Raw genomic sequence first — 26,608 nt, 5'->3', positions numbered from 1 at the left:
GGCTTTTTTTCGCAACCCACCACGTTCACTAAATCACTTAGGCTAAAATTCTCTGTTCGAGTTCTTTGGTGTTCGCGATGCGGTTGGATCCGGCAGTGGTATGCCACACGGTGGTACAGGGGTGACCCCGTGTGGCATTGTCTTACGCAATCAAGTTTTGGTCGATCACCTCGAACGAGAATTCGTCGACTGTAAACATGGTGTCGTCGATCGCTGACAGCTCTACCGCATCAAAGGTTTTGCGCCCGAGTGAGCCCGAGAAATCACCGTCGTCGGCATCCGCCACCATGGTGCCGACAAGAACACCGTCATCGTAGAAGGCAACCTCGACGTCACCGCTGCCGTGACTGTCGCCAAAGCTAAAGATGAATTCCACCGCTTCTAGGTCCGTGTCTTCCAGCGCAATTCTGAGGCTTTCGTCACCGTCAACCGATGCAGCATCGCGGCTAAACAACGAGTCGTCGAATGAGAACACGCCAATCGCCCCATGCTTGATCGCGACCAGTTCAAAATCGGTCGGATCGACCGCATCTACCTTGATACCCACATCCGAAAACGTCAGGCTGTTCCGAACCGGACCAAGCTTGTCGACATCCACGACTTCGCCATCGATGCTCTCAAAGGCTTTGGTTTTGAACCAGCGACCGGCCTCGAACTCAACCGCCAAACTCTGAGTTTCTGGAATGAACAGGCTTGCCACCATGGGATCGTGATCCGAGGCGCGCCCGCTGGTTGCGGCGAACTCTGAATTGACGTGGACGATGTCAACCTGTGCGCCGGAATGCAGATCCTCGGACACCAGAATATGATCCAACGACTGGCTGTTGCCCTGAAACTCAAAGCTATAGCGTTCGTCTTCCGGGATGTCGTTTGTCAGGTTGACGAGGTCGGTATTGGCCTCAAGGCCGGCTACGGGTGAGACAAATTCAAACTCGTTGAAGTCACCCAACACAACCGTATTAGCACCATCACCCAGTCCGTTAACAAAATCCTGAACAGCCTGGCTCTGGGCCTGGCGCTCATCCAGACTGCCGTTCACATCAACGTCTACTTGGCGAGCGGCAAAGTCCTGTTCGGTTCCCAGAATAGGCGCAGAACCACCTTTGGATGAAAAGTGATTGTTGACCACCGTGACGGTTTCACCGTTGAAAACAAAATCTGCGACCAACGGCAATCGTGCGCCCTCAAAGGCCTCGCCTTCACCTTGCCCACTGATGGTCTGCACGGATCCTTCCACTAACGAGACACGATCAGGATTGTAGAGAAAGGCGGTTCGGATGTTGCCGCCGGGCTGACCCCCGGATGTTCCGTCCCCGATAAAGGGGTTGTCGATCACCTCATAAGCCGGACCACCCGCCGCCAGAATAGCCGCGGCCAGTTCCGCCAGGGTTTCCGACGCCGAAACGGTTCCGTCATCGTCCGAGCCCGAATTGTCCTGCACCTCTTGCAGACCAATGATGTCCGGGCTGTTGAGGTTATTGGTGATCTGCTCGGCAATGGCGGCAAACCGACCGTCGGCGACATCTTGGTCGCCGTCGCCATCATTGGGGTCGAGATTAAGAACATTGTATGTGGCAATCGTCAGCTCGTTGCTTGAACCGGCGAGGGTGGTCGTTTCCTGTTCCAACCCTGCTGACTGGATATTCGGTGTAAAATCCTCGGTCGGCAGGATTTCGTAATTTCCGAAACTATAGCCCACCACACCCGTGACGTCGCCAAGGTGATCGCCGACATTCACCGTGGGAAAGTCGAAATCGAAAATTCCACTGTCTTCGTCGATCTGGATTTTCTCAGGATTGAAGTCATCTGGTGAGATATTGAGCGTGCCACGCTCAGAAAGACCGGTTGCGCCACTGCCCTGATCGGCAACCGCAAAGATTTCACCGAACCGGCTGGTTCCGCTGACGGCTTGCAAATCCGTTGCAGTCACGCGCATCCCTTCCAGGCTTTCGAAGAAGTCGATGCCATCCTGGGTTGGATCGAATGAGGCAAACGCATCATCGTCGATGCTTTGGTTGGGCACCGCTCGCTCACCCGGATCATTGCCAATCAGAACCGCTTCGGGCAGCGCATTGCCCGATGACTGCACCTCGAGGTCAAAAACATTGGTCAGTTGGGTGGTCGGCAGGTTGCCACTGCCAGTGCCGCCAGGAAAGAATTCGGCAACGGTTCCGCCCACGGAAATGGCGTCACCTACTGACACTATAGGGCTTGATCCGGTGAACACGAAAATCGCGTCCGAGGTCGCATCGTTTCCGTCGCCTTCCGGATCCTGAAGATAGAATCCGTTGGAATCTACCGCAGTGACGATGCCACTGGTTGAAACCATATCGCCCAGAACGTTTGATGGGCCGGCAGGCAAGTCCTCGAAGAATTCGGCAACCGTTTGTCCATCTGCCAGAACAAATTCAGACACATGGCCTGAGCCCTGTATTTCATAGATTGACACTATTTCGATGTCGCTGGCCGAGATGGATACCTCGACAACAGGGGCCAGAATACCGTCAAAGGCGGGATCGCCCGAGGTTACCGTGTGCTGAATGTCCGCGACCTCGGCTGCTTCGGGCAGATCGTCGTCAACGGCCGTGACTATGACCTGTTGTGGCTGATCAAAATTGGTCGCGTCAAAAACCAATTCGGTTGGTGCAACGTCAAGATCAGCTCCTGCGGCTATGGTGATCGTGACGGGTTGCTCGGGCGCGACAGACAACGTGACTTCATAACTATCCGCCATGCCCCCTTCATCGGCCGCCAGGTCCAGATCATTTATGATGACCGATGGTGAAGGCGCGGCATCCGTGACCTTAAAGCCTGCAGGCTCAACATCTTCAATTCTGGAATTGTCGGTCGTCCAGTTGGCGGGATCGTTAATGGCGGCCTGCAATTCAGCTTTGGTACCGGTAAGCGGGCCGGAATAAACACCGTTATCGGTTTCGGTGAGGGCGATTGCGCTGGTGCCGACTGTCAGCCCCGAGGGCAGTGCAGACGTATTCGACGATGTTGCGTCAGCCTCATATCCGTCTTCATTGAAATGAACCGATGCGACAAAACTGGGCGTGTCGTCATCACCCTGATACGCGTGGATCTGATCGCCGCTGGCCGAAAAGTTTGGCCCGGTAAATGCGGGGTTTATCACTGTACCCGCAGCGATGTTCGCAGGTGCCGTCCAGACGAATATACCCTCACTGCTGCGGAATCCGCCGGCTGCAAACCAACCGTTATCAGTGAAGTTGATCTCGGTTCCTGCCTCGATGTCGGTCAAAGCAACAAATGTGAACTCGTCGGGGTTGTCGGAATTGAACCCAGTAAACGCAATATCACCCGCAGCCAATGTAGTAACCATGTGAGCCTCGCTTTTTGATCTGGTGAATGTATGGCGGGTCGATATGCGACTCGCCTCAATACAACCTAAGGTAGCTTAACCTGACGATGTTAGTTAATTGGTTGTACGGAGCAGGCCTAATACGGCAGAGCTTTGCCGCCTGAAAACGCGGCATCCTTTTCATCCGTGCTCGGCTGTCCAACCATCTGTCACCTGAGGTCAGGGTTTTCCGCCGTAACTGGCGGCACAAAACGGCCTGTGACGAACGAAATCGTGATCCCACCTGACAAGCGATGGATTTCTAGCCGGACGAGCTGCGACTTATATCAGACGGTAAAAGGAAATTTATGGCTGGGATGGTAGGATTTTCGTCAACATATTGAAAATTAACAAAATAAAGGAAATGTGGTCAATGGGTAGTGTTCGGAAATTGGTTTGAGTCCAGTATTGTGCCTCACTGTTCTGCTTTTGACATTTTGGACGTTAGCGAGTTCGCCGGTCATACGACTTACGCGGGATCGGACGGAAACTGAACCTTCGCTGTGCATTGCGCCAGTGTCCGCTCCATTGAGGCCTTGCTACCTACGTACCGCTCAATTTGCGAAACTTAGATGGTGAAATTCCAAACCAGCTGGCAAATGTGCGGCGGAAGCTGTTGACCTCGCTGAACCCAAGATTGAAGGCAACCTCCGCGACAGAAAGGTCAGTGCCCGACAGCAGCGACCTGGCTCGATCTGTCTGTTCAGTCACACGGATCTCTTTGAAATTGGTGTTCTCCGCAGTGAGTTGCCGTTGCAGCTTGCGTACGCTGACACCCAATGTGGCCGCCACCGTTTCGATGTCGGCGTGCCCCATGGCGAGTTGCGCGCGCAAGGCGTTCCCAACCACCTCTTTGGTGGTTGAGGGCGTTTGCCGCGACCGCACATCGCGGATGCCTGCCAACGTCATCGCCAGCCTCTCATCGGTTGTCCGCGGATTAGGGCTTTCAATTTCTGACAGAGGGATCGCAATGCTGGCAGCGGATCCCCCCACGCGCACCTCTGCATTGTAGATGTACTGCAGCGCGGTTTCGGTGCCTCGGTGCACCTCTGGCATCTCCACCCAGCTCGGCCGCCAGCGGCGTCCACAGAACTCGCGCACCACAGACTGCAGCACAAATGGCAGGTCCTGATCGATCAAATTTGCCCCGGCGATTCCGCCAAGCATGGCATCAAACCCAAGCACAAAATGATCGCCAACCACGCGGGTGCGCATAACTGACCCCCGTTGCAGGAACGGCAAGATTTTTTCGGCCCGCGCCAGGGCCGCATCCAGTTTCGGCGCGCCGAGCACATAGTCTGCGTAGGCCCCAAAGGAGGCGTAGTGGAAGTCTTGCGTGATATAGGCACCGATGTGTTTTTCGGAGATCTTCAGGCTGGCGGCTTGCATGAACCGCGCCTGAAGCCGATAGGGGAGGAACACCGTCGGGTCTTCCATTACCGCTCGCGACAGCCCGGCTTCTTTCAGCGCATGTTCGGACACCCGCGGCGATGCAATTTGGTCAAGCCCTTGAAGCGCGGGGCGAAACGCCAAGGTGCTTTGCAAAACCGTGTCCATGACGGACAGTTTGTCGTGAAATGATCACTTTTGGAAGTGGCGCGGCCTCCCCCCGCAAATTACCTCCAGTTTAGCAAAAGGAATGACCCAAACTGAAAGTTGGAGACCAAACATGAAACGCCGTTCCGTCCTGAAAGTTGTTCTGACAAGCGCACTGATTGCAGCTCTTTCGGTGCCTGCGGTCGCCACCGCAGACAGCGCAAAACCCGTGATTGAAGGTCTGCCAATGGCGGCGCGGACCGCACCGGTTCCTGCGGGCGTGTCCCCGGAATTGGCCGGGCTCATCGAAAGCCGTCAAGTTGGTGCGCATGCCGATACCCCATCCTCCACCGAGCAATGGCTTGCGTTGCAAGCTGAGTTTGACGCTGCCTCCCTGCAAGGGGTCGCACGTTTGCTTGAGATGACCGGCGCTCAATTCGCCATCGAGAACGTGGCGGGGGTGACCACCTACCGTGTCACGCCAACCACCATTGATCCCCGGTGGGCGGACACCGTTTTTGTGCATGTGCATGGCGGGGCCTTTGTCTTTAATGGTGGTGAGGCCGCCATGGCCGAAGCGATCTGGATGGCGCATGGTTTGGGTGTTGAGGTGGTGTCTGTCGACTATCGCCGCCCACCGCTGCATCCGTTTCCTGCCGCAACAGATGATGTGATCGCCGTGTGGCAGCAAGTTATCAAGGACCATGATCCAGCCAAAGCTGCGATGTTTGGCACCTCTGCGGGGGGCAACCTGGTGTTGTCGACGGTTTTACAACTGCGCGACATGGGTACCCCATTGCCTGGAGCCATTATGGCAGGCACGCCCGCTGTGGATCTGGCGCAGACGTCGGACAGCTGGGTCACGTTGCAGGGTCTTGATCCGCTTGGCGCCCGCGAGGGTGTGATTGAAGGCACGTTTGACATTTATGCAGACGGTACCGACCGCACCGATCCGCGACTGTCCCCGATCTATGCCAATCTGGACAACCTACCGCCGACGGTTCTTCTGACCGGCACACGCGACCTGTTGCTAAGCGATACGGTGCGCATGCACCGCGCCCTGCGCGCCGCCGGGGTTGCCGCCGATCTGCATGTCTACGACGGCCAGTCACACGGCGACTACATGGCAGGTTTCTTCGTGAACGCGCCGGAGACTCATGACGCTTGGCGTGAGCTCAACACCTTCTTTGACCTTCATCTGGAGTGACTAACCATGACTGGTTTTGCAAAACTCCCACTTCTGCTGTTGGGTCTTCTGATGACACACAGTGCCCACGCAGAGCCTGTGAAAGACTTCACCAACATGCTCGCCGCAGAGACATTTGCCGGACGGATAGAGGCCAGTGAGAGCGCCCTTGTGGCCAATTCGGTGCGCGGCATCCTCGCGGCGGTGCATTTCAAGCCGGGCGATACGGTGGAGAAAGGCCAATTGCTGTTTGAAATTGCGGCCCCGGCTTACGAACAAAAGCTCGCCGCAAGCCGTGCGGTCGAAAACCGTCGTGAGGCCGAATTGGCAACAGCGGAGGCCGAGGCGCGACGGCAGGCGAAACTTGGCACGCGCGATGTGGTTTCCGAACAGGCCGTTCAAGACGCTATGGACCGGCTGATACTGGCCAAGGTGGCGTTGCAAGAGGCGCAGGCGCACCGTGCATTGGCAGAGCTTGAGCTGGCTTCGACACAGATCAGGGCGCCGATTTCGGGGCAAATTGGGCTCGCCCGCAAACAGGTGGGCACCTATCTGGACACAGAAAACGGTCAAGCGCTGGCGCAGATTGTGCACACAGACACGGTCCGAGTTGTGTACGGAATGCCGTACAAATCCCTGATCGCGCTGGACCAGTCGACGCCAGAGGGCCTGAGTGCTCTGATGGAGCGCTTTCAGGTCGACTTGCATTTGCCAGGTGACGTTCAGCCACTGGCACAGGGTGGCCGTGTGCTTTTTTCTGAAAGCGTGCTGGTTGCGGACGAAACCCTCCGCATCTGGGCGGAAATCCCAAATCTTGAGCGCGGCCTCATTCCCGGCTTGAACGTCGAAGTCAAAGTCAGATTACCAAACTAAAACAGGTCGCGCGTCAGGCGCGGTCCACTTTCCCTCTCTTTCCTGGAGCAGTTCCATGGCCCGGTTCAGCGATCAAATCCATACCCTGAAATACCTGTTTATCGCGGTCGCGGCGATACAGTTGGTGACTGCGGCATCGGGCACCATCGTCGCGCTCTATTTTGCCCAAACCGGCGCGTCTCAGGAAATCGCCGCGCTGGCGCCCGCTGCTTACTCGTTGGGATTCCTGATCGGCTGTTTCTACATTGCAGGCTGGATCACCAGCATTGGACATATTCGTGCATTTTCTGCGGCGGCGGCCATATGTACCGCTGCCGCCCTGCTGTTTTCCGTTACTGACAACGAGCCCACGCTGCTAATCGTGCGCCTGATGACCGGCGTTGCAACCGCAGGCCTTTTTGCCATCGGTGACGCCTGGATCAGCGAAACCGTCGACGAAAAATCGCGGGGCCGGTTGCTTGCCGTGTTTGCCATTATCCTCGGGTTGATGTCGGTTCTCAGTCAGGTTCTCGTCATCGTTTCACCCGACGACCTGAATCAGTCTTTTGTGCTGATGTCCTTGCTCTACTGTCTGGCAATTGTGGTGATCGCCGCGACGCCCAGCACGCCGCCCGAGGGCAAAGAACGGGCGAATGTACGCTTCAAGGCGCTGTTTCAAGACGCGCCCACTGCCGCTCTCGGCGCGCTCACCGTTGGTATCGTGTCCACAGTGTTCATGAATGTTGTGCCGTATCGGGCGGCTGTCATTGGCATTGATGCCACGGATGTGGCTATTGGCATCGCTGCTATTTACGTCGGGCGTATCCTGTTTCTCTATCCGCTTGGATTTGTGTCAGACCGCATGGATCGGCGCCGCGTCATTGTAGTGACGGCGACAGTCGCAACCGGCGCCCTTGCGGCCTTCGCCATTTTCGCCACTGGCGACGGTGTGCGCCACTCCGCCATCGTGGGCACACCACTTTACATTGCAATGCTCGCCGGATTGATCCTCCTGGGCGGATCGATGCTCACCCTCTACTCGCTGCTTTTGGCTCACGCGATGGACCGCACTGTGCCCGTCTATGTCGCGTCCAGTGCTGTCACAATGCTGTTTGTCTTCACTATCGGCGGCATTGCAGGCCCTCTCATAACCAGCGCGCTTTCGGCGGTACTTGGCGATGCGGTCATGGGCTGGATGCTTGTGTTTGCGATGGCCGCCTTCGCGGGCTTCACCGCATTCAGGATCAAAACAGTGGCCCCGGCTGCCAGAGCGGAACAAACCCACTTTAAGGCGACCGAAACCACCAGCCTCAAATCCGTCCCCACCCAGAAACGGTAAGGTAGGAGACCACCATGACCACCCCCTCCACAAACCTCTTTCGGGCAGAAAAAGCCACTCTGCTCATCTGGGTCGTATTTTTTGCCATGACCCTCGCCGGCGACCTCATCAAGCCAACGGCCATGGGTTCCAGCATGTCCTGGCTACTGCTGGGCGGTATTTTTGGGGTGATGCTGTCCGCGGTCTTCCGCGTGGTGCACCACGCCGAGTGCTTGGCCGTCATCTTTGGCGAGCCTTATGGCACATTGATCCTGACATTGTCGGTGATCGGCATCGAAGTGGCTCTGATCACAGCTGTTATGCTGACCGGGGACAACAACCCGACACTGGCTCGGGACACTATGTTTTCCGTGTTGATGATTGTCATGAACGGATTGGTTGGTCTCAGCCTGCTGATTGGGGGGCTGCGGCACGGGCTGCAGGTGTTCAACCTCTCGGGTGCTAATGCCTACCTTGTGGTGCTGTTGCCAGTGGCCATCGTCAGCCTCGTCTTGCCAAGCTTCACCACATCCGCCCCGGGCGGTGGTCTGTCGGCTCTGCAAACTGTCTTCATGATCGCCATGTCCGTGGTGCTCTATGGGATTTTCCTCGTCTACCAAACCGCCGGCAAACCCGAGATTTTTCGACAGCCTGGGGAAGACCTGCCAACAACCGGTGGCTCGGATGCGCATCATCTGGAAACCAAAAGCATCGGTTTCCATGTTCTTTGGTTGGTGCTGGCGATGTTGCCCCTGGTTTTGATGTCCAAAAAACTGGCGCTGTTTGTCGATTTCAAATTGCTGGAATTTGGCGCACCTGTCGCGTTGGGTGGCTTTCTGGTTGCCGCCATGATCCTGACACCCGAAGCCCTCGCCGCGCTGGACGCTGCGCGGGCCAACAAACTGCAACGGGCCGTGAACATCTGTCTGGGGTCGGCTTTGGCAACCATTGGCCTAACAGTGCCCGCTGTGCTGATCGCGGCACATTTTGTTGCGCTTCCCATCGAACTTGGGCTCGGCGGCGCGGAAATCGTCCTCCTGGCCCTGACAATAGGGATCAGCATCCTGACCTTTGTCGGAACCCGCACCAACGCGCTTCAGGGTGTCGTGCATCTGGCCGCCTTTATGACCTATGTGTTCCTGATATTTGACTCATGACCGTAGGTTTAAGTTGCGTTGGGTGAGCTCAAAAGGCAGCCCCTCACTGGCGGCTTCTTGCACCAGACCGAGTTTAATATTGCTAATTCGGACCTTCACTGCCCGACGCGTGAAGGTCCGCTTTGGGCCGTTCACAAACTTCTCGATTTAGATGTAGAATTATGAGTTATTCCCTGCCAAATCGACCTGAAAACGTCGAAGCACGCAATCAGCATGCCGCCTTACATAGCCTCCAACGTGTGGGTGAGGCCGTTTCGGATGTGATCTTCCAACAGTTTCTTGGCCATATTCGCGTCTCTGGCCAATGCGGCATCGAACATGTGTTTGTGTTCTTTGGCTGCTACCTCACCTCGATAGGTCAGTACGAGCATCTGGTAGCGAAGATATTTGTCATAGATGATTGAGTGAAGGGATAGAAGATTCTTGGAGTTGCAGGCTGCTATCATTGCTTGATGAAACTCCGAGTCGTACCTCTTCCAGGTTTCTTTCTCAGAGTCATCTCCTTTGAGAAGCCGCTGCTCCATCAAATGCAGCTTATGATGCGCGGCGACGAGGTTCCCCTCCCAATCCGTGTCACCATTCTCGATGGATAACTCCAACGCGTGGCATTCCAACAGGACACGCAGCTCTGATATCTCGATCAGGTCTTCACGGGAGACCGGTGTAACCAGGAACCCCCGTTGCTCAGGAGCTTCGACAAATCCGTCGCTGGCGAGCCTGTTCAGCGTTTCACGAAGTGTCGAAAGGCTTGCCGAGTAGCGTTCCTTCAAGGCGTCCAGCTTCAGTTTGGAGCCAGGCTGCAACTCCCCGAAGATGATGTCCCGCTTGATGCGCTGATAGGTACTTGCACCTATCGTAGACGGCTGTTTCGCCATGCGTTTCACCCGATATTATCAGTTTCCTCGTTCAATTAGCATTTTTCAGAGACATCAGCAATCCAAACTGATGTATGGTAAAAATAAAAATATCATACATTATTGCGGAATCGCGAAAACCCCAATACGGTCGTGGCCAAGTTGGGCAAAGCAGCCCGATCGCAATCATCGGTTTCGGGATTTTCCGGACCCTCCGGAAGGAAGCAAAGTGTCTAAGAATTTTCGCATTGCCATTGTCGGCATTGGTCTTGTTGGACGCCGCCACGCAGACGCTATCCGAGCGTTGCGCCATGTTGATCTCGTCGCGGTGGTCGACCCCAGCGATGAAGGTCGTGCCTACGCCGTTGAGCACGGGGTCGCATGTTACGCGACCCTCGAGGAAATGTTTGCAAATCAAACTCCGGACGGAGCTGTTCTTGCGACCCCGACCACGCTTCATGTTGATCAAGGCCTAACCTGTGTTCGACATGGCTGTCCCGTTCTTGTCGAGAAACCGATCGCCGTAGAAGCCACCGCTGCGCTTGAGCTTGTTCAAGCAGCGGAGAAGGCCAATGTGCCACTGATGGTCGGACATCATCGTCGACACAATCCTCTGATCCGGTCGGCTAAGGAAGCCATTGCCGATGGGAAGATTGGAGATGTGCGCGCTGTCCATGCGAATTGCTGGTTCTATAAACCAGACGAGTATTTTGATGCTGCGCCTTGGAGAAAGAAACCCGGTGCAGGGCCCATCTCGGTAAATCTTGTCCACGATGTGGATCTGCTGCGGTACCTGGCCGGAGAAGTCATGACCGTACAGGCTCAGTCGGCTGCATCGCAGCGGGGTTACGACAACGAAGATGTTGCCGGTGCTCTATTGACGTTCGAAAGCGGAGCGATAGGGACCATAAGTGTGTCCGACAGCATCGTTGCTCCATGGAGCTGGGAAATGACGTCTCAAGAATATCCAATCTATCCTTCAATCACTGAGAGTAGCTATATGATAGGTGGCTCTCATGGTTCGTTGTCTGTTCCCGATCTTCGATTGTGGAGTTACCAGAGTGAGCAAAGGGACTGGTGGACACCTATTTCATCGACCGCGCTGAAGAAGGGTGCGTCTGACCCTCTGGTCAATCAGCTCAGGCACTTTGTTGAAGTAGCTCGGCACGAAGCAGTGCCGATTGTGTCTGGATGGGAAGGGTTCAGAACGCTTCAAGTTATTGAAGCTATTCAGAATTCTTGCAGAACTGGCGAGACTGTCAGGATAAGAAACCTTCAGGAAACGCAGCAACAGAGATTGCAGGTAATGAAAAATATCTGATATTTTGCAAAACATCTTGCAAAATGTCCAAAATAGGTCAAAACTCTGAATCGCAAAAAAGAAGCATCATGATGTCTCAGGGAGGAGCAAAGTGATTACCAAACTTACCCGCCGGGCTGCTGTATCAGCCCTGGTCGCAACCGGTGTTCTGTTTAGCGCAACAAGTGGTGCGCTGGCGGAAGACAAAGTACAACTACGCCTCGCAACATCAGGATCGGAGACCGATCAGCGTTCGGTCGCAATGGCCGAGGTTTTCGCGCCCATGGTCGCCGATTTCGCAAGCTATGAACCCAGCTATAACGGTACCATCTTCGCTCAGGGCACCGAGTTGGACGCCCTCAGCCGAGGCAACTTGGAAATGTCGATCACTTCGGCGCAGGAACTGGCACAGTTCTTCCCCGAGTTTTCGATCTTTACCGCAGGCTACGTGCATCAGGACGCGGCGCATCAGGTGGCCGTTTTCAACGACCCCTTGATGGATGCCTTTAAGCAAAAGGCCGAAGAAGAACTGGGCGTCAAACTGCTGTCGGTCATGTATCTGGGCCGTCGTCAGGTGAACCTGCGCCAACCCAAGGATGAACTGACCGTCAGCACTCCGGCTGATCTGGAGGGTGTGAACCTGCGGATGCCGGGCACCGATGCGTGGCAGTTCCTTGGCAAAGCGCTGGGTGCCGCCCCGACACCAATGGCATTCTCTGAAGTCTATACGGCATTGTCGACTGGTGCCGTTGACGGTCAGGACAACCCGTTGCCGACCGTGGTTGATGCCAAATTCTACGAAGTGACCAATCAGATCATCCTAACATCGCACTTGGTCGACTTGAACTATATCGCCATCGGCAAAGAGGTTTGGGACGGGCTGACACCGGAACAGCAGGCTAAGGTTCAGGAAGCTGCGGATGCTGCAGCTGAATCAGGCCGTCAGAAGCAACTTCAGAAAGAAGAGGATCTTGTCAGCTTCCTGAAAGAGCAAGGCATGGCGATCTACGAACCCGATCTCGCGGCGTTCCGCGATCAGGTACAGTCTATGTATCTGGACAGCGAGTTCGCTGGCTCGTGGCCTGAGGGCGTTCTGGATCAGATCAACGCTCTGGGCAACTGAGCCCAGTAAGACAAGGGAGGGAGAACCATAATGAAAGCCTTTATGAAGGGGTTCTCCCGACTGACCGAAGCGATTGCCGGCGGGATGCTGGCGGCAATCTTCTTGATCTTTCTATTGCAAATACTCTTGCGCTACTTCTTTACCCCCGCCGGATGGACGCTTGAACTTATCGGCATTCTGTGGGTCTGGGTGATCTTCTTCAGTTGCGCTTTCATAGTGCGTGAACGTGATCACGTGAAGTTCGACATCATCTACCTTTCCGTGCCGATGCGCGTGCGGCAGGTCTTTGCGATGCTGGCGGCCGCAGCGATCGTGGTCGGTATGCTCTACAGCTTCCTTCCGACGTGGGACTACATCGATTGGATGAAAATTCGCAAGACATCGACTGTCCGCAATCCGTTTTCCGGCGAGAAGATACCTTTGCGCACAGTATTCTCGATTTATGCGGTATTCATGTTGGTCGTCGCAGCGCGCTACGCGTGGCTATTCTTCGACGTCATGCGCAATGGCCCCCCAAAGACAGAGTTGGAACTGGTTGTTGGGTACAACGTGGTTGACGACCATCCCCGTGTCGACGTCGAAGAGGACGAGGAAGTTAAGAAATGAGTTTTGAACTTCTTTCCTGCCTGCTCGCTCTCTTTCTTCTGGCAGGCATCGGGACACCTATCGGCTATTCCATCCTTTTGGCCTCATTGGTGTATCTGGGCACAGCCGGACTGGACGTCGCACTCGCAGGCGAGAAGATCCTGCAAGGCTTCTACAAAAGCACGATCCTGCTTGCCGTGCCTTTGTTCATCGTCGCAGCGAATATAATGAACGCGGGGTCGATCACCGACCGCTTGCTGAACTTCTGCGTCGCCGCGGTCGGGCGGTTCAAGGGCGGCCTCGGGCACGTCAACGTGGTAGCGTCTCTGATCTTTTCGGGTATGTCCGGGTCGGCTGTCGCGGATGCCGCAGGGATCGGCAAGATCATCATTGAGATGATGACTAAGGATGGCCGCTACAGCCGAGGCTACGCAGCTGCAATCACGGCGGCGTCGGCAACGATCGGCCCTATTATTCCGCCCTCGATTCCGATGGTTTTGTACGCGCTCGTTTCCAAGGCCTCTATCGGGTCGCTGTTCCTGGCCGGTATTCTGCCGGGCCTGATCATGGGCTTCGTCCTCATGGCGATGAACTACTATCTGGCCGGAAAGCGGAACTTTGCATTGGAAGAACCTGTTCCACTGCGCGAATTGCCGGCTAAAACCGCCAACGCGTTTCCGGCACTGCTGATGCCCGCAATCCTGCTGTACGGCATATATGGCGGCGTCACCACTCCGACCGAGGCTGCAGCCGTGGCTGCGTTCTACGCCCTGCTACTTGCAGCGTTGTTCTACCGCGCACTGACCTTCCGTGGCCTTTATCAAGTGTTCGTCGACAGCGCGCGCTCTTCCGCGGCCGTCGGGGTGGTCATTGGTGGCGCGTTCATTCTGAACTTCATCGTCATTCAGGAGCAAATTCCTCAGTCGATCTCGGCGCTGCTGGAGGGTTCTGATGTAAGCCCGATTGTGTTCCTGATCCTGGTTAACCTGCTGATCCTTGCGTTGGGATGCGTGTTAGACGCAACAACGATCATCCTCGTGATTGTGCCCCTGTTCATTCCAACCTGCGAAGCGCTTGGGATTGATCTGGTGCATTTCGGAGTGCTGGTCGTCGTGAACTCGATGATCGGCCTGATCACTCCGCCTTATGGCATTCTACTCTTTGTGATCAACGCCGTGACGGACATTCCGCTGCGCGAAATCATCTCCGAAATCTGGGCCTTCCTCGCGGTTCTCATCTTCGCCCTGGTGATAATGATGCTGATGCCGGATCTGGTCCTGTGGTTGCCGCGTATGTTTGGATATCAGGGATAATGTGCCTCTCGGTTTCGACAACGTCGATCCCCGGTGATCTGGCCGAAAAACTGAGTGCTATCGCTGACGCGGGATTCGGAGGTGTCGAATTACACGAACCGGATTTGACCGCTTTTGACGGGCCGCCATCGCAAATTCGGAACATTGCATCAGATCTCGGCCTGAAGATTTGCCTGCTACAACCCTTCCATAACCTTGAAGGCCAGGCCGACGCCGGACGGGAGCGCGCCTTTGATCGGCTGAAGCGTAAACTCGACCTGATGAGCGATTTGGGAACGGAATTACTGCTTATCGGGTCTGCCTTCGAGGTCGATGCCGCTGCGACCGAAGAACAGGTAGTCGCAGATCTTGGCGAAGCGGCCCAGATCGCGAAAGAGATGGGATTGCGTCTGGCCTATATGGGCTTGCCGTGGTCAGATCTTATTCACTCGGATGAACAGGCGTTAGGCGTCGTTGAAGCTGTCGACAGCCCTCATCTGGGGTTGGCTTTGAACTCATTCTTCTCGCTCGCTGACGGGTCTAAACCCGCCCGCCTTCGAGACATTCCCGGAGAGCGGTTGTTCCATTTGCAACTGTCCGATGCACCCCGGCTTGAGATGGATATCCGCAGGCTCAAGCGGCACTTCGGGCTTTTGCCCGGTCTGGGATCGCTGAACCTTGCGGGCTTCGTGCGGGTGTTGTCCCGCGCCGGGTACAAGGGGCCCTGGTCCATCGCGCGCGTCAACGAAGCGGCCCCGCAACCGGGTGGTCGAACACTGGCCCGAGACAGCTACAGATCGCTGGTCAATCTGCTGGACGAGGTGTCGCGGACCGAGCCGGGAACCGATTTCGGCATCCCGAACCTGCCGGAACGCGTTTACGCGTCAGGCTTTGAGTTCGTCGAATTTACAGCCGACGAAACAAGCGGCGCGCAGCTGGCAGATATGCTGTCAGCAATGTGTTTTCGAATGGAGCGAAAACACGTCGCCAAGTCCGTCGAGCTGTGGCGGCAAGGCGCGATCAACATCGTTGTGAATACCGAAAAGGAAGGTTTTGCCCATTCGGCCTTCCTGGGTCACGGCCCTTCCGTTTGTGATATGGGGTTGCGTGTCAAAGATGCGGATCAGACGGTTCAGCGCGCGAACGCGTTGGGCGCGCCGAATTTCTCACAGCCGGTGGGAACAGGGGAACTGGATATCCCGGCCATTCGGGGCGTTGGTGGCAATGTTGTCCATTTCATCGATGAGAAATCCGATCTGCATCGGGTGTGGGATATCGAGTTCGAGCCAGTCGCCAAGACCAAAGCGATCCAGCCCGCCGGTCTGCGCCGCATCGACCATCTGGCACAGACGATGCGTAACGATGAGATGCAAAGCTGGCTGCTCTATTACATCTCGACTTTTGAGATGGCAAAATCCCCGATCGTGAACGTTGCCGACCCGTTGGGTGTTGTGCAAAGCCAAGCCATCGAAAGCCCCGAAGGCGAAGTGCGTTTAAACCTGAATGGTGCAGTTGGGCGTCGAACACTGGCGGCTTCATTCCTTGAAGACGGTTTTGGTGCCGGTGTTCAGCACATCGCCTTCCAGTCGGACGACATATTTGAAACCTCAGCCCAATTGCGGAAGTCCGGTTTTCCCAGTCTGTCCATCCCAGAAAACTACTACGCTGATCTGCAAGCGACATTCGGGTTAAGTGAAGACCTGATCGCCCAAATGCGCAGGGATAACATACTCTACGATCAGGCGGCGGGTGCCGAGTACTTTCAGATCTACAGTCGCCCCATTTTTAACGGCTTTTTCTTTGAAATTGTTGAGCGCCGAACTGCTTACGCCGGCTATGGCGCGCGTAACGCTGCGTTTCGATTAGCGGCGCAAACGCGACACCACGTGGCGGAAGGAACAACCTAATATGAAGGCCGCACTAATCGGACAAGGGATTTCTGGCTCCATGACGCCTGAGATGCACGAGGCGGAGGGCCGGGCGCAGGGTATCGATCTGAGCTACGGTAGGATCGACACGGCAAAAGAGCCATTTCGTGGAATGTCGGTCGCTGATTTACTGCATTATTCCGTTGAAATAGGCTGTGCGGCGGTCAACGTGACACACCCCTACAAAGCGTCGGTCATTGATCATCTCGATGAGCTTTCCAAGACTGCTGAGGAGCTTCAAGCTGTCAACGCGGTGGTTTTTTGTGACGACCGAATGGTTGGCCACAACACCGATTACATAGGTTTCCACAGTGCCTTCGGAGATTTTTTGGGATCATCGAAGACTGAAACGGTTCTCATGTTTGGTGCTGGTGGCGCGGGCAGTGCAGTCTCTTTGGCTTTGCTTGATTCAGGTGTTCGAGATCTGGAGATCATCGATCCTGACTTCCACCGAGCGCAGGCGCTGGTCAGTCGACTAAAGGTCTTGCGCCCTTGTGCGAAGCTTCAGGGTTCCCCCTCGATTTCGTTGGAACAGGTCAAATTTGTGGACGGAGTGGTCAATGCAACACCGCTCGGGATGGATAAGTACCCCGGGTCGGTAATTGATCCATCATTTTTGCGGCCGGATGCTTGGGTGGCAGATATAGTATATTTCCCGCTCGAGACACATCTTCTGAGCAGCGCCCGCACAACTGGGTTAAAAGTGATGAATGGTGCTGGAATGGCAGTTCATCAGGCTGCAGCGTCTTTTGAAATCTTCACCGGCTGCACCGCCTCAATCAGTCGTCTTCAAAACGTTTTCGATTCACTTCGTCAGCAGCGCATGCGCGAGTTTAGAGGTGCAACGGTATGACAAACGACGAGCAAGCTATCCGCCAATGGTGGCGTACCTCCATCATCGACATGAAGCCCGGTCAGATCGCTTTTCGTGGCAACGCCATAGAGGACCTGATCGGGAACGTATCTTTCCCGCAGATGATCTGGCTGATGGTGCGGGGTGATCTGCCCAGCGACGCACAAGCGCGCTTGTTCGAAGCTGCTTTGGTCGCAGGCGTGGATCACGGCCCACAGGCTCCCTCAATCGCGGCTGCGCGTATGGCCGCCACCTGCGGGGTAGGTCTCAATAATGCGATGGCGACTGCGGTGAACATGCTGGGCGACGTGCACGGCGGGGCAGGAGAGCAGTGTGCAGAGCTGTACTATGATATCGCAGTCCGCATGGATGCGGGAGCTTCGCTGAATGACGCTGTTCGGGATGGCTTGGACAGTTGGCGCGAGACCAACGGCAAGATCGTATCGGGCTTTGGTCACAGGTTTCACAAGCCTGTCGACCCACGCGCACCACGATTGATGAAACTTGTTCGTGATGCGACGGCAGTAGGCGCAGTATCTGGCCGGTTTGCCGATATCGGAGAAGAGGTTCAAGCCGAACTCGGTCGTCAACGCGGCGGTCGGCCAATTGCCATGAATATCGACGGCGCGACAGCTGTGATCTTCTGCGAACTTGGCTTTCCTGCGCCCTTGTCACGAGGGCTGTTCTGCCTGTCCCGCTCGGTCGGAATACTCGCCCATGCTTGGGAGCAAATGGGGCAGGGCGGTCGGAACAAAGGGCCGATGCCCCCGAATTACTTACCCCTCTACGAAGACAGGAATGATGACACGTGAGACATCGAAATCCTTCCGGGTCGGCCTTATTGGCTGTGGTCGTGTCAGCGATATTTATCTAAAGACACTATCCAATTTTTCGAGCGTCGAGGTCGTGGCTTGTACAAGTCTTGATCCTTCTGAAAGCCGCGCCAAAGCGGATCAATACGGCATCGCCAAGGCCTGCACGCCAGATGAAGTGTTTGACGATCCGACGATCGACTGCGTTTTGAACCTGACAATTCCGGCGGCGCATGCCGAAATCAGCCTGCGCGCGTTGGAGGCGGGCAAGCACGTCTATTCCGAAAAGCCGCTGGTTATGAATCGAACGGATGGTAAAGCGATCCTGCACATGGCCTCTGAAAAAGGGTTACTGGTCGGTTGTGCGCCCGACACATTTCTTGGCGGTCGCTGGCAGACCGTTCGGCGCTTGATCGACGAGGGTGCAATTGGCAAACCGACAGGGGTTTTTGCCCATGTCGGTACCCACGGGACAGAACGCCACCATCCCAACCCGGATTTCTACTATAAGGCGGGTGGTGGGCCATTGCTGGACCTTGGGCCGTACTACCTGACCGCCATGATCTGCTGCCTTGGTCCCGTTGACCGGGTTGCCGGAATGGCTCGGCGCACGTTCGACAATAGGATGATCGAAAACGGCCCTCGCAACGGCGAATGGATAGATGTCGAAGTCGACACGCACTCCCTAAGCCTACTTCAGTTCTCATCCGGAGCTATAGGGTCGATGACCATGAGCTTCGACGTCTGGGACAGCGAAACTCCGCGGTTCGAGATATACGGTGAAAACGGCACCATCAGCATTCCTGATCCTGACCCGGTTCATGGTGCCAATATCTTTCAAGGGGATGTCTGGCTGAAAACGCGGGAGACCTCGCGCTGGTCTCATCAGCCTCGTCCAACCGGTCGCGAAGACTGGCAGGTGGTCGAAAACAAACACGGGTTCAATGAAGACAGCCGTGGGCTCGGCCTTTTGGATCTGGCCCTGGCGGCGCAAGAAGGACGCCAACCCCGTGCAAGTGGAGCGCTTGCCTACCACGTTTTCGAGGTCATGGACGCGATCGAACGGGCACCGAAATTTGGCGCCTATCAGACGATAGAAAGCCGTTGCGCGGCTCCGGAGCTTTTGCCGGTCGATTTCCTTAACGATGAAAGGAAGGAATTGGTTCATGCCGATTGAGACACTCGACTTTGTTCAGCCATTCTTTCGCGTCCAGCACATAACTGACGAGCGCAGAATTTCTATCGAGGGTCGCGCCATCGTCCTTAACCTTGGGGGGCGAAATCTCTCTGTCGAGGATCAGACCATTGGACCGCTTTCCTCTGTGATCGTGCAAGACAGCACGCTTAGCGGCGTGGAACGTGCAGTCATTGTCCACGATTTCGACGCCCATGCGGATGACAACGAGTTGTTCGCATGGGTGAAAGATACATGGCCATCTGCTTTTGATGTTCGCCAAGAGGAGCGTCTGCTTGGTGTCAGCCACTACATGTCGCCGAAGGTCTTTGTGGGTAACGTTGGACTGACTATGTACCATTCCGGTTCGGTCCCATTGAATGTCGGGTTGCATAAGGATCATCCGTTCTGCCCGGTACCGGGGTTTCGCGAAGTGCATACGCAAATCGTTGGCTTTGGCAAAATGCAGCAATGCCGCGAACGGGACGTTGAAACCCTTTACCTTGAAGAATTCATGGCTCCGGGCACGACGCACAAGCCGATGTATGACGCCGAAGGCAACTATCCCTGGCATCAATACGAGACAATTACCCCCAGCATTTTCATGGCGGTGGAAATGCTTCCGGAAGGCGCGCGGGTCCCGGACATGGAGATTCAGAATGGCTGAGAGACTTTTACCCGAAGACCTGAACTTTGACGGACCTTTCCCCCGGTTGTCTCGCCGTTTGCGACTGGGCGTTGTTGGCGGCGGACGTATCTCTGTCACGCAAGCAACGGCTGCGCGGATGACCGACCGTTGGGAGGTCACCGCAGGCGCGCTCAGTTCTGACGCTGCGCGCAGCAAGGCGCGTGGGGCCGAGTGGTTTCTGCCGGCCGACCGGTGCTATGCGTCATTCGACGAGATGGCAAAGGCCGAGGCGGCGCGCCTGGATGGTGTGGATGCCGTCATGATTACGACCCCGAACCACGTTCATTTCGAAGCGGCCAAAGCGTTTCTGGAGGCAGGAATTGACGTGCTCTGCGACAAGCCTCTGACCAACGAAGTTGCCGAGGCCGAAGGGCTTGAAGAGATTACCGCGCGCACGGGGCAGGTCTTTGCTGTCGGCTATGCGATGTCGTGTTTTCCGGTGATCCGGCAGGCCAAGCAGATCGTGGCGGAAGGCGGCATCGGCACGATCAACCAAGTCCATGTCGAGTTCATGCAAGACTGGATGACGCCCGAAGATGTGGCCGATGCGCCTCATGTCAAATGGCGGCTGGACCCCAAGATTTCAGGCCCGACCAGTTGTGTCGGCGATATCGGTACCCATGCTGCGCATCTCGCCAGCTTTGTCTCGGGCCTGCCGATGACCGACCTGAGGGCCGAATTCCATGTCTGCGGCGCGCCAAAGCCTTTGGAAGACACGGTATTCATGTTCACCCGCTATCAAAACGAGGTTCCGGGCACCCTGATGGCAACGCGCCTTGCCCCTGGAAACCGGGGCGGGTTGCGGTTGCGGGTCTTCGGCAGCGAAGGGGGCTTGGAGTGGGATCTGGAGAACTCGGAACAGCTGAAGTTCAATCGGTTTGGTGAGCCGGATCGTATCATCAGCCGAGGTCACGGGCACGGCATCGGCCGCGGTGCGGAACGTCTGATCCGTACCGCGCGTGGCTTCCCCGAAGGGATTATCGAAGCCTGGGCCAACCTCTATACGGAATTTGCCATGGCCGTGGCCGCGCGTTGGGATGGCGTTACCGTTCCGGCCGATTGGCTTGCTTGCCCCAGTGTCGAACAAGGCGCAGACGGTGTCCGATTCATTGATGCCTCTGTGCGCTCTCACCAGTCCGGAGGTGACTGGGTCACCATCTAATGCTCTGCCAGCACAAAGGTTAAACACGCCCGAGCTATTGCTCGGGCGTTTCTATTTTCTGCTCAGCATTAAAAGTTGATATATTAAAAAATATCATATATTTTTTAATACGTGTGATGAAAATAAGATTCGCAGACACCCGGAGCTGTCATTCATGGCGAAACCCGAAGAGGCTGGCACACGCCCCTCTCTCTATTCCTTGGCGCATCTGACGCTGATTGGCTGTACGCCGCCCGAGCTGGTCTATATCGCCGCACGTGCCGGTTACGATGCCGTCAGCCCCCGGTTCATTCCGATGCATGTGCCTGGAGAGTTCACCCAGTCCCCGATCGACAAGGCTCAGGTGCAGGCTACCAAAACTGCGCTTTCAACAACCGGTCTGAAAGTCCTCGATGTCGAGCTTGCGCGCATTACCGAAGATGTCGATCCGCGCAGTTTCGAGCCGTCGCTGGAGATCGGCGGGGAACTGGGCGCCAAGCGTATGATCATGAGCGCGTGGACCAACATCCGCGATGATCGTGACTTCCTGATCGACGTCTATTCCGAGACCTGCGAACTGGCGGCTCCGTATGGGCTAACAGTGGACCTTGAGTTTCCAAGCTTCTCCCGCTTGCGCACTCTGGATGAGGCGCTTGATATCGTGCGTGCCTCCGATCAACCCAACGGCGGTATTCTGGTCGATACGCTTTACCTGCACCTCAGCCGCGTGGATTTGGGAGAGTTGCTACACGTCCCCTCGGATCTGTTTCATTTCCTGCATATCTCTGATTGCCTGCCTGGCATCGCCGATACGCGTGAGGGCATGATCCAGTTGGCCCGCGATGCGCGGCTCTATCCCGGCGAAGGCTGGATTGACTTCACTGGCATCATCGAACGGATGCCGCCCGTCGACTACTCCATTGAATTACCCAACCAAAGCCGCGTTGCTGAGTTGGGATATGAAGAACACGCGCGTCGCTGTCTCAGCCACGCCAAGCGAACATTCGGCGAGGCGCGGTCACAGCGTCGTGTGCCCGATGCTGCAATTCTAAAACACCAAGAGGATCATCATGGGCAAAGAGCTCACTGAAAACGACCGCAACATGGCGGCCGATATGCTGGCACGCGCCCGCGCTGCTATGGCCGAGATCGAGGATTGGGATCAGGACAGGCTGGACCGCCTGTCTCAGGCAATTGCGTGGTATGCTGGTAACGAGAAGACCTTCACGCGTCTGGCCCAGCAGGGCGTGGACGAAAGCGGTATCGGAGATCGCGAAGGGCGCCCTGCGAAGCGATTTAAGATTCACATGGTGCTGCGTGATGTTCTGCGCATGCCCTCGACGGGGATCGTCGAAGTCGACGAAGAAAAGGGGCTCGTGAAATACGCCAAACCTGCTGGTGTGATCGCATCCTTGATTCCCATGACCAACCCTGCGATGACGCCACCGGTGACCGGCGTGTCTGCCGCGAACGCCCGGAATGCGGTCATCTTCAGCCCGCACCCGCGAACTGCCCATACCACCTTTGAAATGGTCGAAGTCATGCGTGCAGCTTGTCGTGCTGCCGGTGCCCCTGAGGACTTGTTTCAGTCCATTCGCAAACCGTCGATCCCATTGACGCAACACCTGATGGAGATCTGCGACCTGACTTTGGCGACGGGAGGCAAGCCCATGGTCAAAGCAGCGTACAGTTCAGGGCGCCCGGCCTATGGCGTCGGCGCGGGCAATTCGTCCATCGTCATCGATGAAACCGCCGATCTGGACATCGCCGCGCAGAACGCTCGCATTTCAAAGACCTCCGACTTTGGGTCGGGCTGCTCGGCCGACGGCAACATCATCATCCAGCGCTCAGTTTACGACGATATGGTCAAGGCGCTTCAAGCTGAGGGTGGCTACCTGTGTTCGGATGAAGAGAAGGCCATGCTCGAAGCGGCCATGTGGGATGAAAAGGGAAACCGTACGTTTCCAACCATCGCCTGTCCGCCGCAGCAAACGGCCAAGGTCGCCGGTTTTAGCATCCCCGAAGATCGCAAGTTTCTGATGGTTGAAAATCAGGGGCAAATCGGCCCGCAGCACAAGTTCTCGAAGGAAAAACTGACCACTCTGATGGCGCTTTATCACTTCGAAACGTTCGATGGTGCGCTGGAAACGGTCAGCCAGATCTACAACACCGGGGGTAAGGGCCATTCCTGCGGCATCTACAGCCACAATGACGATCACATCGACCGGTTGGCGCGTCTGGCTCCGGTCAGCCGCATGATGGTTAGACAGCCTCAGTCCAAGGCCAATGCGGGTGCCTGGACCAATGGCATGCCTATGACCAGCAGCCTGGGCTGCGGCATCTGGGGCGGCAACATCACCAACGAAAACGTCACCATGAAACACATGATGAACTACACTTGGGTAAGCCGTCCCATCCCCGAGGATCGCCCCTCGGAGCCGGACTTGTTCGGTGAATTCTACGGACAGGAGGTCGCGTGATGGACGGAGCGAAACTGGACGGCAAAACCGTTGCTGAGCACATCGTCGATTTCCTTGAGCGCCGTGAGGTCAAACATGTGTTCGGTCTATGCGGCCACACGAACATAGCGGTTTTGGCCGCGCTGGCGGATAGCCCCATCGATTTCGTCACCGTACGGCACGAACAAATCGCCAGCCACGCGGCGGACGCATATGCCCGCGTGACGGGCAAGGCCTCGGTGGTGCTGTCCCACCTCTCCCCGGGACTGACCAATTGCGCCACCGGGGTCGCCAACGCGGCGCTTGACTGTATCCCGATGGTGGTGATCGCGGGCGATATTCCTACGCACTACTATGGTAAACACCCGCATCAGGAGGTGAACCTGCACGCAGACGCTGCCCAATGGGAGATTTATCGCCCCTTTGTCAAACGCGCGTGGCGGGTGGATCGGGCAGACCTGATGGCCGAGATTCTGGAAAAGGCGTTTCATCTCGCTGAAAGCGGCCAGCCCGGGCCGGTACTGGTCAATGTCCCCATGGACATCTTTTCAGAGGTGATCCCCTCGGACAGGTTCGACCGTATCCGCGATAACACGCGCGCGCTCAAGAAACCGTCGATTGACGACGAGACAGCGGGAGAGATTGTCGAAGCGTTGGCTAAAGCCGAAAACCCAGTCGCTTATGTCGGGGGTGGTATTCTTCTGGCACAGGCCAGCGAGGAGTTGCGAGAATTTGTTGAACATATGGGCCTTCCAGTCGCACACTCCCTGATGGGCAAGGGTGCATTGCGTGACGACCACCCGCTTGTGCTGGGAATGACCGGGTTTTGGGGCACCGAGTTGGTCAACCAGTCCTGCCTGAATGCGGACTACATCTTTGCGGTGGGAACCCGGTTCAAAGAGGCCGATTGTTCCAGCTGGTATCCCGGATACACATTCAACATTCCCGGTTCGAAGGTCATTCATATCGACATTGAGCCGCAGGAGATCGGTCGGAACTATCCCACCGAGATCGGAGTCGTTGCTGACGCCAAGGCCGCATTGCGCGTCCTCAACCGGGTCGCCCGCGGGATGTATCCGGACGGCTTCAAGCGCCCCACGCTGGAGCAGAAGATCGCTGGCTTCCGGACGGACTTCAAAGCGCGCAACGAGGAAATGGCGACCTCATCGGCCTTTCCAATGATGCCCGAGCGTATTCTGGCAGATACCCGCAGGGCACTGCCCGAGGATGCCATCATCACCACGGACGTTGGGTGGAACAAGAACGGTGTCGGGCAACAGTTCGACATTTTGACGCCGGGTTCAATCCTGACCCCGGGTGGGTTCGCGACGATGGGTTTCGGTCCTCCGGGTGCGATCGGCGCGAAACTGGCGGCACCTGATCGTGTGGTGATCAGCCTTGTTGGCGATGGTGGTTTCGGCCAAAACCCGTCGATGCTGGCAACGGCCGTCGAACTCGATCTGGGCATTATCTGGCTGGTCATGAACAACAATGCCTTCGGAACCATAGCAGGTCTGCAAAAGGCGCATTACGGTCTGACCTATGGAACCACGTTCCCCGGATCAGCCGCCGCACCCGCAAACGGACCGGGCTATGCCGACATAGCGCGAGCCTACGGCGCGGAAGGGCACAGGCTCAGCGCTGCCGACGAACTGTTGCCGGCACTGGAAGCGGCAATCGCCAGTGGCAAGCCAACCGTGCTCGATGTGCCAATGATCAACAACCCAACACCAACGACCGGACATTGGAATATCTTGGACATATACTCGCCGGACAAAGAGATATCTCACGTCGCGACTTGACGAAACTGGGCGCGTTCAGGCGCGCCCAGTTTCTTGTGAGAATGAACATCCGTGCTCGAGCAAATACCCGTCTTAGTGTTGCAAAGATTGCTATGGCAAACCGAAGATTAGTCGCGGCCTGACATCAAGCGGCGTAGGCTGAAAGAAAGACAGAAAGAAAAACGGAAGCTGTTATTTCCTTCATGGCCTTGGTGGGATAGTTTTTGTCGGTTCCTGTGCGTGCCCGGGAAAGCTGAACCGGTGCCTGAACGAACTTGCCGAAGTCATCCAGCCGTGTTCAGCCAAGAGTTCCGAGCCGGCATAGTGCACGTCGTCGCCTTCTTGCGCGGCAACTTCCGCGTCATTGAGCCGACGTTGCAAAGCTGTCGCACGTTTGCCCAGATCGTTTGAAATCGGCGTTGGAAGATTTAGGGCAACGCGGTCTCCAGCGGCGCGCAGCAAAGGCTCGACGTCGGTCCATTGTCTGTTCCTTGCGGTCTGCCGGAGACGTCGGTTTTCTTCCTGCAGCGCTTCGATCCTCTGGTCGACCTCGCCAGCGCTCAAGGCACTGTCTTGGTTTTGCTCTTGCAACATGACCTCAAGTGCTGAGCGTAGCATCTCGGTCAAGACGGCTTTGGCGGTCTCGGGGGTCCGCGAATCTTTAATCAGTGCTTCCACGTGTATTTTCTCCATCTGTTCGAGGACGGTGAGCAACGCGGCTGCGCGATTCACGGCGTCGAGCGGGAGGTCGGTTTGCAGCGGCAGGCAAAGAAACTGGTTTGGGACCTGGTTTGATATTTTTTTTGGCAGGCGTTTTCGGAAATAGAAAATACGGTCGCGGCGCATTAGTTAGGGGCCTGCATAGTCACCGGGTTTGCGCTACAGACCGCCGTATCGATTTCTGGCAGTCTGTGTTACATCGGATTTTTCGGGGGCTCTGTCGCCCCTTATTTTCCTGACTTTTTGCAAATTGAGCATAAGCGTGCACAAATCAGCATTTTCTTGCATAGGTTGTGCAAAAATATCATTTTAAAACAATATTTTAATGAGAATCGAGATTACTGAGACACCATAACCGTGCAACGCATGAAGCATAAGCATGCAAGCGTAAAATCAGGAAGCATAAGCGTGCAAGTGAAAACAAAGAACAACACCACTGGAAGTGCCAGAACATGCCGTAAATATTGAAACTATACAAGGACATCCCA

Annotated in this window: 21 protein-coding genes; 17 read left to right on the top strand and 4 right to left on the bottom strand. The window is 56.1% G+C overall.

Going from position 1 to position 26,608, the window contains the following annotated elements:
• Positions 1–142 precede the first annotated feature (142 nt).
• Together AC2FIO_RS06080 and AC2FIO_RS06075 are read right to left on the bottom strand one after the other, a co-directional pair.
• Positions 143–3,343 (bottom strand): DUF8508 domain-containing protein, encoded by a 3,201-nt coding sequence (locus AC2FIO_RS06080; RefSeq protein ID WP_496696309.1) that lies wholly within the window; start codon positions 3,341–3,343, stop codon positions 143–145.
• 561 nt (positions 3,344–3,904) lie between these two features.
• Positions 3,905–4,918 carry a helix-turn-helix transcriptional regulator gene (locus AC2FIO_RS06075; RefSeq protein ID WP_496696307.1) on the bottom strand — a complete coding sequence of 338 codons (1,014 nt, stop codon included), beginning with the start codon at positions 4,916–4,918 and terminating at the stop codon, positions 3,905–3,907.
• A 112-nt stretch (positions 4,919–5,030) separates the two neighbouring features.
• On the opposite strand from AC2FIO_RS06075, the gene AC2FIO_RS06070 reads away from it, so the two are divergent.
• From AC2FIO_RS06070 to AC2FIO_RS06055, 4 genes are read left to right on the top strand one after another with little or no spacing between them, the layout of a single operon-like run.
• Positions 5,031–6,104, top strand: a complete 1,074-nt coding sequence (locus AC2FIO_RS06070; protein ID WP_496696305.1) for an alpha/beta hydrolase — start codon at positions 5,031–5,033, stop codon at positions 6,102–6,104.
• Between the two features lie 51 nt (positions 6,105–6,155).
• Positions 6,156–6,956, top strand: coding sequence for an efflux RND transporter periplasmic adaptor subunit (locus AC2FIO_RS06065; RefSeq protein ID WP_282118913.1), 801 nt, complete (start codon positions 6,156–6,158; stop codon positions 6,954–6,956).
• 55 nt (positions 6,957–7,011) lie between these two features.
• Complete coding sequence (locus AC2FIO_RS06060) at positions 7,012–8,274, top strand: MFS transporter (RefSeq protein ID WP_496696302.1); 1,263 nt, start codon at positions 7,012–7,014, stop codon at positions 8,272–8,274.
• Positions 8,275–8,288: 14 nt separating this feature from the next.
• The gene (locus tag AC2FIO_RS06055) at positions 8,289–9,410 is read left to right on the top strand and encodes a calcium:cation antiporter (RefSeq protein ID WP_496696301.1); all 1,122 of its coding nucleotides are present in this window, start codon (positions 8,289–8,291) and stop codon (positions 9,408–9,410) included.
• Between the two features lie 221 nt (positions 9,411–9,631).
• On the opposite strand, the gene AC2FIO_RS06050 is transcribed toward AC2FIO_RS06055, so the two are convergent.
• Positions 9,632–10,285 (bottom strand): GntR family transcriptional regulator, encoded by a 654-nt coding sequence (locus AC2FIO_RS06050; protein WP_170385853.1) that lies wholly within the window; start codon positions 10,283–10,285, stop codon positions 9,632–9,634.
• Here AC2FIO_RS06050 and AC2FIO_RS06045 point away from each other — a divergent pair.
• From AC2FIO_RS06045 to AC2FIO_RS05985, 13 genes are all read left to right on the top strand, one after another.
• Positions 10,284–11,585 (top strand): Gfo/Idh/MocA family protein, encoded by a 1,302-nt coding sequence (locus AC2FIO_RS06045; RefSeq protein WP_496696298.1) that lies wholly within the window; start codon positions 10,284–10,286, stop codon positions 11,583–11,585. The two genes, AC2FIO_RS06050 and AC2FIO_RS06045, sit on opposite strands and share 2 nt — an antisense overlap.
• A 91-nt stretch (positions 11,586–11,676) precedes the next feature.
• A complete protein-coding gene (gene dctP / locus AC2FIO_RS06040) occupies positions 11,677–12,687 on the top strand; it encodes a TRAP transporter substrate-binding protein DctP (protein ID WP_282169022.1) in 1,011 nt (336 codons plus the stop codon).
• Positions 12,688–12,717: 30 nt separating this feature from the next.
• Positions 12,718–13,293, top strand: coding sequence for a TRAP transporter small permease (locus AC2FIO_RS06035; protein WP_170429693.1), 576 nt, complete (start codon positions 12,718–12,720; stop codon positions 13,291–13,293).
• The gene (locus AC2FIO_RS06030; RefSeq protein ID WP_282118918.1) at positions 13,290–14,585 is read left to right on the top strand and encodes a TRAP transporter large permease; all 1,296 of its coding nucleotides are present in this window, start codon (positions 13,290–13,292) and stop codon (positions 14,583–14,585) included. The genes AC2FIO_RS06035 and AC2FIO_RS06030 overlap by 4 nt, the downstream gene beginning before the upstream one ends.
• The gene (locus AC2FIO_RS06025) at positions 14,585–16,471 is read left to right on the top strand and encodes a bifunctional sugar phosphate isomerase/epimerase/4-hydroxyphenylpyruvate dioxygenase family protein (RefSeq protein WP_282118919.1); all 1,887 of its coding nucleotides are present in this window, start codon (positions 14,585–14,587) and stop codon (positions 16,469–16,471) included. Before AC2FIO_RS06030 ends, AC2FIO_RS06025 begins: the two co-directional genes overlap by 1 nt.
• A gap of 1 nt (position 16,472) precedes the next feature.
• Entirely contained in the window at positions 16,473–17,345 is an 873-nt protein-coding gene (locus AC2FIO_RS06020; protein ID WP_496696295.1) for a shikimate dehydrogenase, read from the top strand.
• Complete coding sequence (locus AC2FIO_RS06015) at positions 17,342–18,157, top strand: citryl-CoA lyase (protein ID WP_496696293.1); 816 nt, start codon at positions 17,342–17,344, stop codon at positions 18,155–18,157. The genes AC2FIO_RS06020 and AC2FIO_RS06015 overlap by 4 nt, the downstream gene beginning before the upstream one ends.
• Positions 18,147–19,334, top strand: coding sequence for a Gfo/Idh/MocA family protein (locus AC2FIO_RS06010; protein WP_496696291.1), 1,188 nt, complete (start codon positions 18,147–18,149; stop codon positions 19,332–19,334). The genes AC2FIO_RS06015 and AC2FIO_RS06010 overlap by 11 nt, the downstream gene beginning before the upstream one ends.
• Complete coding sequence (locus AC2FIO_RS06005; RefSeq protein ID WP_282169018.1) at positions 19,324–19,998, top strand: hypothetical protein; 675 nt, start codon at positions 19,324–19,326, stop codon at positions 19,996–19,998. The genes AC2FIO_RS06010 and AC2FIO_RS06005 overlap by 11 nt, the downstream gene beginning before the upstream one ends.
• Positions 19,991–21,181 carry a Gfo/Idh/MocA family protein gene (locus tag AC2FIO_RS06000; RefSeq protein ID WP_496696289.1) on the top strand — a complete coding sequence of 397 codons (1,191 nt, stop codon included), beginning with the start codon at positions 19,991–19,993 and terminating at the stop codon, positions 21,179–21,181. Before AC2FIO_RS06005 ends, AC2FIO_RS06000 begins: the two co-directional genes overlap by 8 nt.
• Positions 21,182–21,335: 154 nt before the next feature.
• Positions 21,336–22,250: a sugar phosphate isomerase/epimerase family protein gene (locus AC2FIO_RS05995; protein WP_496696287.1), complete on the top strand. Its 915-nt coding sequence runs from the start codon at positions 21,336–21,338 to the stop codon at positions 22,248–22,250.
• Positions 22,231–23,640, top strand: a complete 1,410-nt coding sequence (locus tag AC2FIO_RS05990) for an aldehyde dehydrogenase family protein (protein ID WP_496696286.1) — start codon at positions 22,231–22,233, stop codon at positions 23,638–23,640. The genes AC2FIO_RS05995 and AC2FIO_RS05990 overlap by 20 nt, the downstream gene beginning before the upstream one ends.
• The gene (locus tag AC2FIO_RS05985) at positions 23,640–25,421 is read left to right on the top strand and encodes a thiamine pyrophosphate-binding protein (RefSeq protein ID WP_496696284.1); all 1,782 of its coding nucleotides are present in this window, start codon (positions 23,640–23,642) and stop codon (positions 25,419–25,421) included. The genes AC2FIO_RS05990 and AC2FIO_RS05985 overlap by 1 nt, the downstream gene beginning before the upstream one ends.
• Before the next feature lie 180 nt (positions 25,422–25,601).
• Here AC2FIO_RS05985 and AC2FIO_RS05980 read toward each other — a convergent pair whose 3' ends face one another.
• Positions 25,602–26,246: a hypothetical protein gene (locus tag AC2FIO_RS05980; RefSeq protein ID WP_496696282.1), complete on the bottom strand. Its 645-nt coding sequence runs from the start codon at positions 26,244–26,246 to the stop codon at positions 25,602–25,604.
• Between the last annotated feature and the right edge of the window lie 362 nt (positions 26,247–26,608).

The sequence above is a fragment of the Ruegeria sp. CDSB086 genome, from assembly GCF_059611065.1.
Note: the sequence above shows the minus strand (reverse complement) of the source record. Positions and strands in the feature narration are given on the sequence as shown.

Coding starts and splice junctions, on each gene's coding strand:
- AC2FIO_RS06000 (WP_496696289.1), top strand. CDS start 19,991: ATGGCTGAGAGACTTTTACCCGAAGACCTGAACTTTGACGGACCTTTC.
- AC2FIO_RS06045 (WP_496696298.1), top strand. CDS start 10,284: ATGCGTTTCACCCGATATTATCAGTTTCCTCGTTCAATTAGCATTTTT.
- AC2FIO_RS06055 (WP_496696301.1), top strand. CDS start 8,289: ATGACCACCCCCTCCACAAACCTCTTTCGGGCAGAAAAAGCCACTCTG.
- AC2FIO_RS06060 (WP_496696302.1), top strand. CDS start 7,012: ATGGCCCGGTTCAGCGATCAAATCCATACCCTGAAATACCTGTTTATC.
- AC2FIO_RS06005 (WP_282169018.1), top strand. CDS start 19,324: ATGCCGATTGAGACACTCGACTTTGTTCAGCCATTCTTTCGCGTCCAG.
- AC2FIO_RS06030 (WP_282118918.1), top strand. CDS start 13,290: ATGAGTTTTGAACTTCTTTCCTGCCTGCTCGCTCTCTTTCTTCTGGCA.
- AC2FIO_RS06035 (WP_170429693.1), top strand. CDS start 12,718: ATGAAAGCCTTTATGAAGGGGTTCTCCCGACTGACCGAAGCGATTGCC.
- AC2FIO_RS06020 (WP_496696295.1), top strand. CDS start 16,473: ATGAAGGCCGCACTAATCGGACAAGGGATTTCTGGCTCCATGACGCCT.
- AC2FIO_RS05985 (WP_496696284.1), top strand. CDS start 23,640: ATGGACGGAGCGAAACTGGACGGCAAAACCGTTGCTGAGCACATCGTC.
- AC2FIO_RS06050 (WP_170385853.1), bottom strand. CDS start 10,285: ATGGCGAAACAGCCGTCTACGATAGGTGCAAGTACCTATCAGCGCATC.
- AC2FIO_RS05995 (WP_496696287.1), top strand. CDS start 21,336: ATGGCGAAACCCGAAGAGGCTGGCACACGCCCCTCTCTCTATTCCTTG.
- AC2FIO_RS06080 (WP_496696309.1), bottom strand. CDS start 3,343: ATGGTTACTACATTGGCTGCGGGTGATATTGCGTTTACTGGGTTCAAT.
- AC2FIO_RS06065 (WP_282118913.1), top strand. CDS start 6,156: ATGACACACAGTGCCCACGCAGAGCCTGTGAAAGACTTCACCAACATG.
- AC2FIO_RS06015 (WP_496696293.1), top strand. CDS start 17,342: ATGACAAACGACGAGCAAGCTATCCGCCAATGGTGGCGTACCTCCATC.
- AC2FIO_RS06070 (WP_496696305.1), top strand. CDS start 5,031: ATGAAACGCCGTTCCGTCCTGAAAGTTGTTCTGACAAGCGCACTGATT.
- AC2FIO_RS06025 (WP_282118919.1), top strand. CDS start 14,585: ATGTGCCTCTCGGTTTCGACAACGTCGATCCCCGGTGATCTGGCCGAA.
- AC2FIO_RS06010 (WP_496696291.1), top strand. CDS start 18,147: ATGACACGTGAGACATCGAAATCCTTCCGGGTCGGCCTTATTGGCTGT.
- AC2FIO_RS06075 (WP_496696307.1), bottom strand. CDS start 4,918: ATGGACACGGTTTTGCAAAGCACCTTGGCGTTTCGCCCCGCGCTTCAA.
- AC2FIO_RS05980 (WP_496696282.1), bottom strand. CDS start 26,246: ATGCGCCGCGACCGTATTTTCTATTTCCGAAAACGCCTGCCAAAAAAA.
- AC2FIO_RS05990 (WP_496696286.1), top strand. CDS start 22,231: ATGGGCAAAGAGCTCACTGAAAACGACCGCAACATGGCGGCCGATATG.